The 12,087-nt window shown below is 69.0% G+C and carries 9 protein-coding genes; 2 read left to right on the forward strand and 7 right to left on the reverse strand.

The window, feature by feature from the left end:
- Window positions 1-24: 24 nt before the first annotated feature.
- The gene (locus ACGFW6_RS20270) at window positions 25-1,218 is read right to left on the reverse strand and encodes a PucR family transcriptional regulator (protein WP_393511389.1); all 1,194 of its coding nucleotides are present in this window, start codon (window positions 1,216-1,218) and stop codon (window positions 25-27) included.
- Window positions 1,219-1,390: 172 nt separating this feature from the next.
- Here ACGFW6_RS20270 and ACGFW6_RS20275 point away from each other — a divergent pair, with 172 nt between their 5' ends.
- Both ACGFW6_RS20275 and ACGFW6_RS20280 read left to right on the forward strand, forming a co-directional pair.
- Window positions 1,391-3,925: an alpha/beta hydrolase fold domain-containing protein gene (locus ACGFW6_RS20275; protein WP_393511392.1), complete on the forward strand. Its 2,535-nt coding sequence runs from the start codon at window positions 1,391-1,393 to the stop codon at window positions 3,923-3,925.
- Window positions 3,926-4,283: 358 nt separating this feature from the next.
- Window positions 4,284-4,553, forward strand: coding sequence for a hypothetical protein (locus ACGFW6_RS20280; RefSeq protein WP_393511395.1), 270 nt, complete (start codon window positions 4,284-4,286; stop codon window positions 4,551-4,553).
- Between the two features lie 521 nt (window positions 4,554-5,074).
- On the opposite strand, the gene ACGFW6_RS20285 is transcribed toward ACGFW6_RS20280, so the two are convergent.
- From ACGFW6_RS20285 to ACGFW6_RS20310, 6 genes are all read right to left on the reverse strand, one after another.
- On the reverse strand, window positions 5,075-7,450 hold the full coding sequence (locus ACGFW6_RS20285; protein WP_393511398.1) for a SpoIIE family protein phosphatase: 2,376 nt from the start codon (window positions 7,448-7,450) through the stop codon (window positions 5,075-5,077).
- Between the two features lie 367 nt (window positions 7,451-7,817).
- Entirely contained in the window at window positions 7,818-8,606 is a 789-nt protein-coding gene (locus tag ACGFW6_RS20290; protein ID WP_393511401.1) for an oxidoreductase, read from the reverse strand.
- A 37-nt stretch (window positions 8,607-8,643) separates the two neighbouring features.
- Complete coding sequence (locus tag ACGFW6_RS20295) at window positions 8,644-9,636, reverse strand: zinc-binding dehydrogenase (protein WP_393511404.1); 993 nt, start codon at window positions 9,634-9,636, stop codon at window positions 8,644-8,646.
- 56 nt (window positions 9,637-9,692) lie between these two features.
- Window positions 9,693-10,250 (reverse strand): VOC family protein, encoded by a 558-nt coding sequence (locus ACGFW6_RS20300; RefSeq protein WP_393511407.1) that lies wholly within the window; start codon window positions 10,248-10,250, stop codon window positions 9,693-9,695.
- A gap of 13 nt (window positions 10,251-10,263) precedes the next feature.
- Window positions 10,264-10,857, reverse strand: coding sequence for a hypothetical protein (locus ACGFW6_RS20305; RefSeq protein WP_393511410.1), 594 nt, complete (start codon window positions 10,855-10,857; stop codon window positions 10,264-10,266).
- Window positions 10,858-10,953: 96 nt separating this feature from the next.
- Complete coding sequence (locus ACGFW6_RS20310; RefSeq protein WP_393511413.1) at window positions 10,954-11,823, reverse strand: LuxR C-terminal-related transcriptional regulator; 870 nt, start codon at window positions 11,821-11,823, stop codon at window positions 10,954-10,956.
- Window positions 11,824-12,087: the final 264 nt, after the last annotated feature.

Below are 12,087 nucleotides of genomic sequence, written 5' to 3' on the forward strand. Positions count from 1 at the left end.
CGCCCTGCGGCTGCCCGGTAACCGTCATCGGTCCGCCGGTTCCGTTCTCGCGGTCATGCCCAGGGTCTCGGCGAGGTGCAGCGCGATCTCCAGTGCCAGGCGACGTTCGTTGACGGGGTGGCCGAGGAGGCGTTCGGCCTGTTCAAGGCGGTAGCGCACGGTGTTGTGGTGGACGCCGAGCCGGGCAGCGGCTGCACGGAAGTTGCTGTTGGCCTCGTAGTAGGCGACGAGGGTTTCCCGGGTCCGACGCGCCGCCTCGTCATCGGCGAGTAGCCGCCCCAGCTCGTCCTCGACGTACTCCCGCGTACGGTCGGTCTCCGAGCCGGTGCACAGCACGGCGAGTTCGACGTCGGCATAGTCCGTGACCGTTCCGGCCCGCCGGCCGGCAAGCATGGCCACCCGCATCGCTTCGACAGCGTCCCGGTGACTACGGCGGAACCCGTCCAGTTCGCGTGCCGGACGCCCCGCGGCGAGCAGTACCGGTTCGGAGGGCTCGGGAAGCCGCACGCTCATCGAGGTGGTCCAGGGCAACCAGCACCACATGGTCCGTCCGTCCGGCCGCACTGCCAGATGTTCGGTGATGCCCAGCTTGCTGGTCAGCGTGCGCAGCGCGGCGTTGAGCACGGTGCCGGACGGCCGCGCCGAGGTGTCGCGGAGAACGAGTGCCCGATGCATGCCGCGCATGCGGTATCCCAGTCTGCGGCTCGCGGCCTCGGTCGTGGTCTCCGGCTCGGTCAGGACCGCGTGCAGCTCGTCGAGTCGTGCCTTGGACCGCTGTTGGGCAAGCCTCTCGGCCTCGGTGCGGTACTCCTCGGCCAACTGTTCGCACATGACGTCCAGCCACTCGAGCTGGTAGGCCGTCCCGTATCTGATCACCGCGATTCCGGCTGGATCAGGCACCTTTTGATCGGCAACCGCGTCGCCCCACCGGTCGATGACGTAGGCGGCCACCAGTCGGTAACCGCGCAGGAGCGCGTCGAGCGAGAGGCCCGTCTTGACCAACTCGCGTGTATAGCTCCGCACTTCGGGTGTGGTGGTCACCTGGGAGGTGGGGACGCCTCGGCCGAGGTTGTCCAGGAACGCCGCGGTGTTCGCGGCACAGCTGGCGTGAGTCAGCTCGGCGATCTCCGGCGGCCGCAGCTCGGGAATCAGCTCGATGACGTGCTCGGCCATCGCATGCGAGAACGACTCCTTCACCGCCAGCAGCACGTCGGTCACGGCCCGAACGTGATCCCAGGGCACTTCCCGCGTCAGGCGGCCCGTCATGAAGCTCCATCCTTTGCACCATATGGTCAATGACTGTACGGCGATCTGACCACTTGACCGTAGTTCCCGCTATTTCCCGAGCCTACATTCAATCGAAACACTCCAGGTAGGAGGCAGAACCGCAATGGACTACGACGTCGTCGTCCTCGGAGCCGGATTCTCCGGCTTGTACGCGATTCACAAATTCCGTGACCAACTCGGTCTGAGGGTCCAGGCCTTCGACGCCGCTGAAGGGGTGGGCGGCACGTGGTACTGGAACCGGTATCCCGGAGCACGCTGTGACATTGAGTCGATCTACTACAGCTACTCCTTCTCGGACGAGATCCAGCGTGAGTGGCACTGGAGCGAGAAGTACGCGAGCCAGCCGGAGATCCTGGCCTACCTCGAGTGGGTCACGGACCGGCTCGACCTGCGGCGCTCCATCCAGTTCGGCACCCGGGTCACCTCACTGACGTGGGACGAGTCCGCCGCGCGCTGGATGGTGGTCACCGACGACGGCACGACACGCACCGCACGCTTCGTCATCTCCGGAGTTGGACCCCTGTCGCACGCGAAGGACCCGGAGTTCAAGGGGCTCGACACGTTCGGGGGTGAGCTCTATCGGACCAGCGACTGGCCGCACGAGCCGGTGGACCTCACCGGCAAGCGGGTCGCGGTGATCGGCACCGGGTCGTCCGGCATCCAGGTCGTCCAGACCATCGCCGACCAAGTCGACCATCTGACGGTCTTCCAGCGCACGCCGAACTACGCGACACCGTTGCGGAACAAGCCCTACGACGCGAACCAGCGCGCCTGGAACGCCGAGAACTGGGAGCAGCTCCGCAGCGGCGCGCGGGAGAGCCCGGCCGGTCTGCCCTACGAGAGCACCGGGAAGCCGGCGCTGGCCGTCGACCCCGACGAGCGGCGCCGGGTGTACGACCAGGCGTACTGGGAGAAGGGCGGCTTCCACATGCTCGCCACATTCGTCGACCTGATGTACGACGAGTGGGCCAACGAGACGGTGAGCGACTACATCCGCGACCAGATTCGGTCCCGGGTCAAGGACCCGGCGACGGCGGAACTGCTCCTGCCGCGGGACCACCCGTACGCCACCAAGCGGCCGCCGATGGAGACCGGGTACTACGAGGCCTTCAACCTTCCGCACGTCGATCTGGTCGATGTACGGGAGGCGCCGATCGTGGAACTCACCGAGACTGGCCTCCGGACGACGCAGGCGTCCTACGAGGTCGACGTGATCATCCTGGCGATCGGCTTCGACGCCTACACCGGTGCCGTCACCGCCATTCCCACCACCGGCCGCGACGGCGTGACCATCCAGGACGCGTGGGTGGACGGCCCGCGGAACTACCTCGGGATCTCGACCGCCGGCTTCCCCAACTTCTTCAACATCGCCGGCCCGCTGAACGTGACCGGCCAGTTCCCCACCCCGCTGGTGATCGAGGAGCAGGTCGACTACGCGGCGAGGGCGGTGCAGACGGTTCTCTCCGCGGGGGCGCACAGCGTCGAGGCGACCGCCGAGGCCGAGCAGGCCTGGATCGACATGGTCAACGGCGTCTTCGACCTGAGCCTGTGGGCCAAGGCCGAGAAATCCTGGTACCGGGGCGGGAACATCAAGGGCAAGGCCAACACGGCCTACTTCTTCACCGCGGGCGGGCCGCTCTACCTGGCGATGCTGGCCCAGAGCGCGCACTCGGGCTTCGGTGGCATGGCGATCGACGGGCAGCCCATGGATCTCCCGCCCCTGGCGCGGCTGGATCCGGCCGCCGCGCTGATGATCGCGATGATGATGAACTCCGGGGCCAAGCCGGTCGAGCAGATCACCATCGAGGAATTCCGAGCCATCTACGACGGGGCGGCCGACCTGCAGCCGCCGGGACCGGACATGCGGGTGGAGGACATCGGCGACCCGGACGTGCGGCTGTACATTCCGTCGGAGGAGCAGTCGCTGCCGGTCGTCGTGTTCCTGCACGGCGGCGGCTGGTCCGCCGGGTCCGTCGATGCCGTCGACCCGGTGTGCCGGTCCACCGCCGCCCGGCTGGGGGCCATCGTCGTCTCGGTCGACTACCGGCTGGCACCCGAGCACCCGTTCCCGGCCGCCCCCGATGACGTCCTCGCCGCCCTGCGCTGGACCCGGGAGCACGTCGCCGAGTTCGGCGGGGACCCCGAGCGGATCGCGATCATGGGCGAGAGCGCCGGCGGCAACCTCGCCGCCGCCACCGCCCTGCGCGCCCGCGACGGGGGCATCCCCCTGGTCGCCCAGGTGCTGGTCTACCCCGCCGTCGACCCCGGCTCGGACACGCCTTCGTTGAAGGAGTTCGCGGACGGACCGTTCCTGTCGGCCGCTGCCGGCAAGAAGTTCTGGAAGATCTACCTGGCCGGCGCCCCGGTCACCCCGCTCGCCGCCCCGGTGCGGGCATCCCTGGCCGGTGTCGCGCCGGCGCTGGTGCTCACCGTCGAACTCGACCCCCTGCGGGACGAGGGCGAGCAGTACGCGCAGGCCCTCGCCGCGGCGGGTGTGGAGGTCGAGCAGCACCGCGTCCGCGGCCTGTTCCACGGCACCTTCACCATGGGTGCGCACATCCCCCGGGCACAGGAACTGCACGCCCTGGCCGCGCAGTACCTCACCTCGCGGTTCGACCGCACCGCTGCACGGCCCTGACCCGTCCGACAGACGGACCGCAGAGCATGTGCACCCACATCCGAGGGTGCACATGCGCAGCAACCGCAGCCGTGGTGCGCCCGGGCCCCTGCCACTCGGCCCCACCGTCCGGCGGCTGGGCCCACGGACGGACCCAGCCGCGATCGGCGGAGCCCCACGGGCGGGCGCCCGGCCCGGCCGCCCGTGAACGACGCGCTCGCCGCCGCACCCGACACCGTTCTTGGTAGCAGAATCACCGTCTCGACACCGGAACGCCGTGAAACCCTCGTCAGGTGCGGCTCATGAGCGACAGCAGCAGGGCCGTCACCCAGGCAGACCTGGACCGGCTGTGCTGGACCCCCATACGGAACATCTGGCGGTGAAAGTGGCAACGACGCGGGGCAAGGGCCGGCATTGCGCGGGACTGGTGGACGCCGGGGACGCCCTCCAGAGCGACGCCCGGGATCTGCGGGCCCTGCTGAGCCATCCGGACCGGCGCGCTCGTGCCGCGAACGCCGCCGGGCACAAGCACGAGGTGCTCGCCCTGGACGCGAGGTCCTTGGAGGCGTTCATCGGGATTCGGGACTACATCGTGCTCCCTGTGGTGTCGCGGCTCGTCACCCCCAACACCGTGGCCGGGACGCGATGATGACAGCGCCTGTCCAGCAGCTGACCTGGATGCACGAGGGTTCGCGGGTCTTCCTCGGAGAGTTGGACAAGGTCCCTGACGAGGCGTGGGCCGAGCCGATCCGTCTCCCGGGCTGGACGGTCGGCTACAGCGCTGGCTGTGACCCTGCTGGCGTCGCGCGTCCGCCACGTAGGTGCCGGTCTGGAACCAAAGGACCATCCCGCTCATGCCCTTGAACAGGGGGCCGGCCCAAGGGCGGTGTCGTCGGGATGATCCTGCCGAAGGCGCATGGCCTCGCGCAGCTCAAGATCCGGGTGAACTCCATCGCCCCGGCCGGTTCTGGACACCGCTGCTGTCCGGGGAGCCCGATGAGGGGGAGGCGGTGCTCGAAGCGGCGACTCCGCCCCGCCGCCTCGGCGAACCACCAGCGTACGCCGTGCCAGCCGCCCGCATCGGGGAGAACCCGATGCTCACCCGCGTGATGGATCAGGCTCGACGACGCCGTCCGCAGGGCGCCCAACTTGAGTGGCTCCTATCCGTACCTAGGACGGATGGGAGCCCACTTCGGCCCAGATCGTCTTGCCCTGCCGGGTGTACCGGGTGCCCCAGCGCTGGGTGAGTTCGGCGACCATGTACAGGCCTCGGCCGCCCTCGTCGAAGACGCGAGCGCGGCGCAGGTGGGGGCTGGTACTGCTGCCGTCGGAGACCTCGCAGATCAGATTCTCGTCCTTGATCATGGTCAGGCGCACGGGTCCTTCGGCGTACCGGATGGCGTTGGTGACCAGCTCGCTCACGACGAGTTCAGTGATGAACGCGACCTCGTCCAGCCCCCAGGCAGCAAGCTGGGCCCCCGCCCGCCGGCGCGCCTCGGCGACAGCCGCGGGGTCGCCGGGCACGTCCCATTGGGCGACGTGGTCCTCGTCGAGGATCCGGGTGCGCGCGAGCAGGAGGACGATGTCGTCGGTGCGCGGCGAGGGGTGCAGCGCGTCCAGGACGGTGTCGCACAGTGTTTCCAACGAGGAGGCGGGCTCGGCGAGGGCGTGGCGGAGCGTGGCGAGCCCGGCGTCGATGTCACGGTCCCGGCCGGTGACGAGGCCGTCGGTGAACAGCGCCAGCAGGCTGCCCTCGGGCAGCGTGACATCGGCTGCCTCGAAGGGCAGGCTGCCCAGTCCCAGCGGGGGCCCGGGAGGTAGCTCGATGAGGGTACTTGTGCCGTCCGGCTGGACCAGCGCCGGTGCCGGATGGCCGGCCCGGGCCAGGGAACAGGTACCGGAGAGCGGGTCGTAGACGGCGTACAGGCAGGTAGCGCCCGTGTCGCCGGGGATCTCGGCGGTGCCGTCCGTCTGGTGCTCGCCGTCGGCGTGGGTGACGATGTCGTCGAGGTGGGTGAGGAGTTCGTCCGGTGGCAGGTCGATGTCGGCCAGGGTGCGCACCGCCGTGCGAAGCCTGCCCATGGTGGCCGAGGCGTTGATGCCGTGGCCGACGACGTCGCCGACGACCAGACCGATGCGAGCTCCGGGCAGGGGGATCACGTCGTACCAGTCGCCGCCGACATGGGCGTCGTCGCCCGCGGGCAGGTAGCGGGCGGCCGTCTCGGCGGCCGGGTGGACGGCCAGGCCGCGGGGCAGCAGGGCGCGCTGGAGCGCCAGCGCGATGCCGCGTTCGCGGGTGAACCGGCGGGCGTTGTCCAGGCAGACCGCGGCCCGGGCGACCAGGTCCTCGGTAACGGTGAGATCGTCGGGTCGGAAGGGCTTCCTCGTCGTGGCGTACCTGATGAACAAGGCCGCGCCGAGGACGGTGCCGCGGGCATGGATGGGTACGGCGATGAGCGAGTGGGCACCGCTGTTGCGGGCCCGTGTCGCCTGTACGGGGTCCTCGGCGAACCATCGGGCGATGTCGGGATCGGCGATGTGACACACCACCGCCTGGCCGGTGGTCATGCACCGGGCGATGGGCGAGGAGGCCGGATGGCGGATGACCCCGTCCGGGCCGGGACAGTCCCAGTCGACGGGGGACGCCGTCATGCAAGCCGCCCTGCGCAGTTGGACGGGGCCGATACGGACGGGCGCGGGCGCGTCGCCCCGGAAGACGGGATCGAGCAGGTCGACCGCGGCCAGGTCGGCGAAGCGGGGGACGGCGACCTCGGCGAGCTCGTGGGCGGTCTGGGCCACCTTCAGGCTGCTGCCGATCCGCGTGCGGGCCTCGCTCACCAGGGCCAGCCGCTCCCGGGAGTCGTACTCCTTGGAGAAGTCGTACGTGGACACGCCCACCCCCCGAGTGCGACCGGCCGCGTCCTTGAGCGGCAGAAGGTCCACGGCCCACATGCGCCGCCTCGTCTCGCTCGGTGCCTGGGTGAAGTACTCTTCTGACTGTGGGTTGCCGCTCTCCAGCACCTCGAAGATCCTCTGCTGGAGCTCCTCGAACTCGGGGTTCGCCAGGGTCCGGGTCAACACCTTTCCGCGCAGGTCCTCGTCGGAACGCCCGCTGATCCGGATCATCTGTTGGTTCTGCCGCTCCAGCAGGCCATCGCCGCCGTAGAGCGCGATGGCCGTGGGGTGCTGGTCGAACAGCCACCGCACCAGTGAGTCGTCTCCGGGCCCGTTCGTGGATTCGCCGCGGTGCAGCGCGGTCAGCAGGAAGCCCGTCTCCCGCTTGGTGCCGACCAGCGGGCGCAGGTGCACCTCGACGTCCAGCGGGTGGCCGTCGCGATGCCGCGCCTTGCCGTCTGCGGCCAGCAGATCGGTGACAGGTCTGCCGATGATCTCCGCGGCGCCGTACCCGAACAGGTGCTCCGCCTCGCTGGACCACGAGGTCACCAGGCCGTCCTGATCCGTGACGGCGACGGCCGCGAACGGGGCTCGACCAGCGCCAGTCGGCCGGGCAGCGAGCCGGCCGACCAGCTTCCGGAATCCGTTCATGGCGCCTTCCTGGCTCTCCCACCACATGGGCAGGCAGGTTCCACCATCGTCCAGGGGGCCCCGGAAGGCAAGGCGAACGGCTGCCGCGATGACCTCCGGACACTGTGTCCAGTTGTCCAGCCTAGACAGGAAGTTGATGCGTCATACATAAAGGTGATGCGTCAAAGGCGTGATCCGCCCGGTGTCCGTGACTCCGAGACCTGGACGCGAGGCTCGGCGCGGATGTGCGTCACATTGTCCTGCGGTGGGCCGCCGTCCTGGTGCTGCTTTCGGTGGGCAGTCCGTGATAGCGGCGCGTCCGTGCCCGATACCGGAGACTGCCGCGCCGCTCTGCGAGGGGTGCCGACTGACATGTTCTCCCTGCGGGTCAGGCGGTCTTCAGCGTGCCGCCGTCGATGACGTAGTCCGCACCGACGATAGAGGCGGCCTTGCCCGAGACCAGGAAAGTGACCAGAGCGGCTACCTCCTCCGGCTCGCTGATGCGGCCGCAGGCAATGCCGGTGTGCTCGGCGAGGCCCGCCAGGAGCGCTTCGTGGGGGATTCCCTGTGCGGCTGCGAGTTTGGCGCCGAATCCGTCCGGGCCCCGCCAGAGCGAAGTCCCGACGATACCTGGGGAGACGGTGTTGACGCGTACGCCGCGTGGCCCGAATTCCTCGCTGAGTCGTTTGCCCAACGTGGTGAGGGCGGCCTTGGCCTCGCTGTAGCCGACCGTCCCGACGGACGGCGTGCGTGCGGTGATCGTGGAAATGTTCACGATCGCGCCACGACGGTCGAGGAGACTGGGCAGCGCCCTGCGCGTGGTCCAGATCGCGCTGAACAGGTTGATGTCGAACAGGTGCCGCCACTGCTCGTCGGTGACGTCGAGGAAGCCGCCCACCTCCAGGTCGCTCACGTCGCCCGCCCCGACGTTGTTGACGAGGATGTCGATGCCACCCAGCTCGTCCAGTGCCGCCTCCACCACATCGGTGGCACCCCGGGCAGTGCTCAGGTCCACGGACACCGAGGCGACGGTCGCCGCTTTGAGCTCCGGAGTGATGGTACGCGCCGCTCCGACCACCTGTACGCCCTCGGCGGTCAGCGCCTCGGCGACGGCCAGCCCGATGCCGCGGCCGGCGCCGGTCACGAGTGCCGTCCTGCCGGCCAGTTCGAGATCCATGAGAGTCCTTCGTTGTTCTTGACCTACGGGGGAAATGTCAGGACGCTAGCTGGACCTTGATCGCGGAGTCCTTGTCGAGCTGGGTGCGGAACGCGGCCGTGATATCGCTGAGCGGGTATGTGTGCGTGATCAAGGGCGCGCTCCGGAGCCTGCCTTGCTCGAGCAGGGACAGAACCGGGCCGAATTCGTTCCGGTAACCGAAGCTCCCCGAGATATCGAGCTCCTTGCTGACGATCATCGTCGCGTCCAGGGTGACGGGCCCTCCGTAGAGCGCGACCACGCGCAGCCGGCCTCCCGGTCGTGTCATGCGTACGGCCGCCGCGAGCAGGTCCGGTACGCCGGACGTCTCGAGCACCACGTCCGCCTGGGCACCGCTGCCTGCCGGATCCGCTCCGGTCACGGCTTGCAGCGCGGCCACGGGGTCCTCGTGACGACCGTCGACCACGATCTCGGCGCCGAGTTCGGTCGCCATCTGGAGTCGCAGGGGCGAGATGTCGATACCCACGATCCGGCCGGCACCCGAAGCGCGCAGCATCTGGACCGCGTTGAGGCCGATACTGCCGAGCCCTGTCACCACACACGTGTCGCTGGGGCCCGGCAGCGCCGCGCGCACCGAGTGACAGGCCACTGCCATGGGTTCGACGAGCGCGACCGCCGCATCGTCGACGGGGTCCGGCAGGCGGTAGAGGTTACGGCCGACGGCGGCCTTCGGTATCCGCACGTACTCGGCGAAGGCGCCGGGCAGCTCCTTGGAATACGCGATCGCCTGGCTCAGGCCTTGTACACATAGATGGCTGTTGCCCTCTGCACATCGCGCGCATCGTCCGCACATGCCCAGCGGCACGGCCGTCACCCGGTCTCCCACGGAGACGTCCACGACGTCGGCGCCCACCTCGACGACGTCGCCGCTGAACTCATGCCCCATCACCTGCCCCGGCGAGATGAAGGTCCCGTGCTCGAAGGCATGCAGATCGGAGCCGCAGGTGCCGGCCCGCGCCACCCGTACGACCACGTCCTCCGGGCCGGCCACAGGATCCGGGACCTCCTCCAGGGTGAACGATCCGGGTCCCTGGAACACCGTCGCCTTCACGCTGCGCTGCCCTGCTCGGGCGGAAGGACCATGTCCCTGATCGGGTCACTGCCGTCCCAGTCGACGGCAGCCTCGCGGATCAAGTCGTGGACGACGCCGTACTCGTTGTCGGGCCCGAGGTCTGACATCTCGTAGCAGGATCCGTCGAGGGCGTCCGTGCCGAAGTAGGCGAAGCGGGGGGCGCCGACGATCTTGCCCTCGCACTCGGGGACGATGCCCCGTTCACGCAGCCGGGCGAGATCGTCGTCGTATGCGCGGCTCCAGGAGGAGATGTGCTGCAGCCCCGCGCCCTTGTGCTGACGGAAGTAGAGATACGGCGAAGGCGCGTCGTCGTGCTGGTGGACCAGCTCGATCTGCAGGTCGCCGACGTTGCCCAGGGCGACGCTGAGGTCGGGGATCCTGGAGCTGCCCTGGAAGGTGAAGTACTCCAGGGGTAGGTGGCGCGCCACGAAGAAGGGCCCGGCTCCGACGGCCTTCACCCAGTGCTGCAGGGCGGCGTCGAGGTCCTCCACGATGTATCCGTTCTGCCGGACACCGCCGAACAGGATGCTCACGAATCGTCCCCTCTCAGGCTCGCGCCGGCGTCAGCTCGGGCAGGGGCTTCAGCAGCGGAAGCAGCTTCTCGCGCGCCTCGTCGAGGGTGATGTACTCCTCTTCCGGAACCTCGATGAGCCGGCTGAAGTCCTCATGCTGGTAGACGTGCTCGCCGATCATGCGTCCCTGCTCGTCATACGGCCAGATCATCGCCACGTGCGTGCGGTGGATGTAGAGCTTGTCGGGGTCGGCGTCGAACTGCTCCGGCGCCTCTGATCCCCGCATGTAGGAGTTGAAGGTGGCCTCGGAGGCGAAGCCCCAGTCGGCGACGGCGATCTTCTCGTCCGTGACGACGATCACCCCCGATTCCCTCCTCTCCAGCGAGGAGTAGAAGGTGTACACCTCGTCCCGACCGTTCAGGGTGACGCTCTGGCCGGCGATGTTGAGGTAGTACACCGGGTTCTCGACCGTCATGTCGGGGGTGAAGATCTTTGTCGCGTTGCCGGTGATCTCGAGGATCGCGTGGCGGCGGTAGTTGCTGATGATTTTGCGGTGCAGCGGGTTGTCGAGCGTCTCGATGAGGGCATCGAGGTGCCTCGTCTGCGTGGTGATGTCCAGCTTCGGCATGGGGACCTCCTTGTCCGTGACCTGAGTCACTGCCACTGGTGTGACCGTAGGTGACGCCTCCTGGGCGTGAAATATCTCCGTTCGGAGAGGGAGCGGCTACGACGGTGGCGGCGTGAGCAGCCCCAAGGCGTGGGCGCGGCTGATCGCCTCGGCGCGGTTGGTGACGCCGAGCTTGCGCATGGCGGACTGCCAGTAGGTCTTCACCGTGTTGGCCGTGAGGCCGAGCCGTCGGGCGATGGCGGCGTTGGTGCCGCCGCCGGCCACGCCGACGAGGATCTGAAGCTCGCGGGGCGACAGGTGCGGGGCGTGGTCGTACGTCGGCCGGGGCGGCGGGCGGTGCAGCAACCGGGCGGTCTGCTCGACGTCGGCCTCAAGCCTCCGCAGCAGTGCCCGCACCGACGCGTCCTCGATTCGGCTGCGGGTGAGCACGAGTCGGGCGCCCATGTCCAGCAGCAGCTGTTCGACCTCGTCGCGCGCGTCGGTCGTATCGCCCGGCCGGTGTCCGGCAGGCCGCGTTTCCGGGGACGGCACGCGGTCGACGAGCGCGCTGCGGGCCACGGCGGTGACGCGGTCGATGAAACGGTCCGTGAAGGCGCCGGGCGACCGAAGCCCCAGCGTCAGTGCCCCGCGGCGGCCGCTGGGCAAGGGGAGCGGCACGCTCGCCATACGGCGGATGTCTTCGGCGCAAACCTGCTGGTCGAAGGCGTGCGTGAAGTCCTTCGCGCCGAAATAGTCATCGACCCACCGGGCTTCCCCTCGCTCTGCCACCGCACCGGTCAGGCCCCAGCCCTCGGGCACACGCAGTCCGCGGAGGACTCCTGTCCGGTCGCCTCGCACGTGGCGCAGGGTGAGAGTCCCTTCGCCGCTCGGCAACGCCAGCCACCCGACGGCTTCGAGACCGTCGTGGTCGATGAGTCGGGAGAGCATTCCCTGCGCGTCGGGCTCGGTGATCTCCAGAGTGCTCATTGGTCCTCCAGCGCACCCGTAGTGACCCGGCATTCGGGGAAGACGCCGCTCCCGCGGTCGGTGTTGATGACCTCGTACGTTGTCCTCGCTCCTGAAGCGATGACAACACATGGGGGACACGTTCAGCACGGCAGTACGCAGGGATTTCTGCCATCGAGAAGTCACGGACTCCGGCCATGAAGAGCACCGTGCACCGGGGTATCCTCCCCGGTCCGGGTCCGCCCTTCCGCGCACCTGACGTCGGCACATGGCGACCAGCCCTGG

The sequence above is a fragment of the Streptomyces sp. Y7 genome (assembly GCF_043195415.1).
GTDB lineage: Bacteria > Actinomycetota > Actinomycetes > Streptomycetales > Streptomycetaceae > Streptomyces.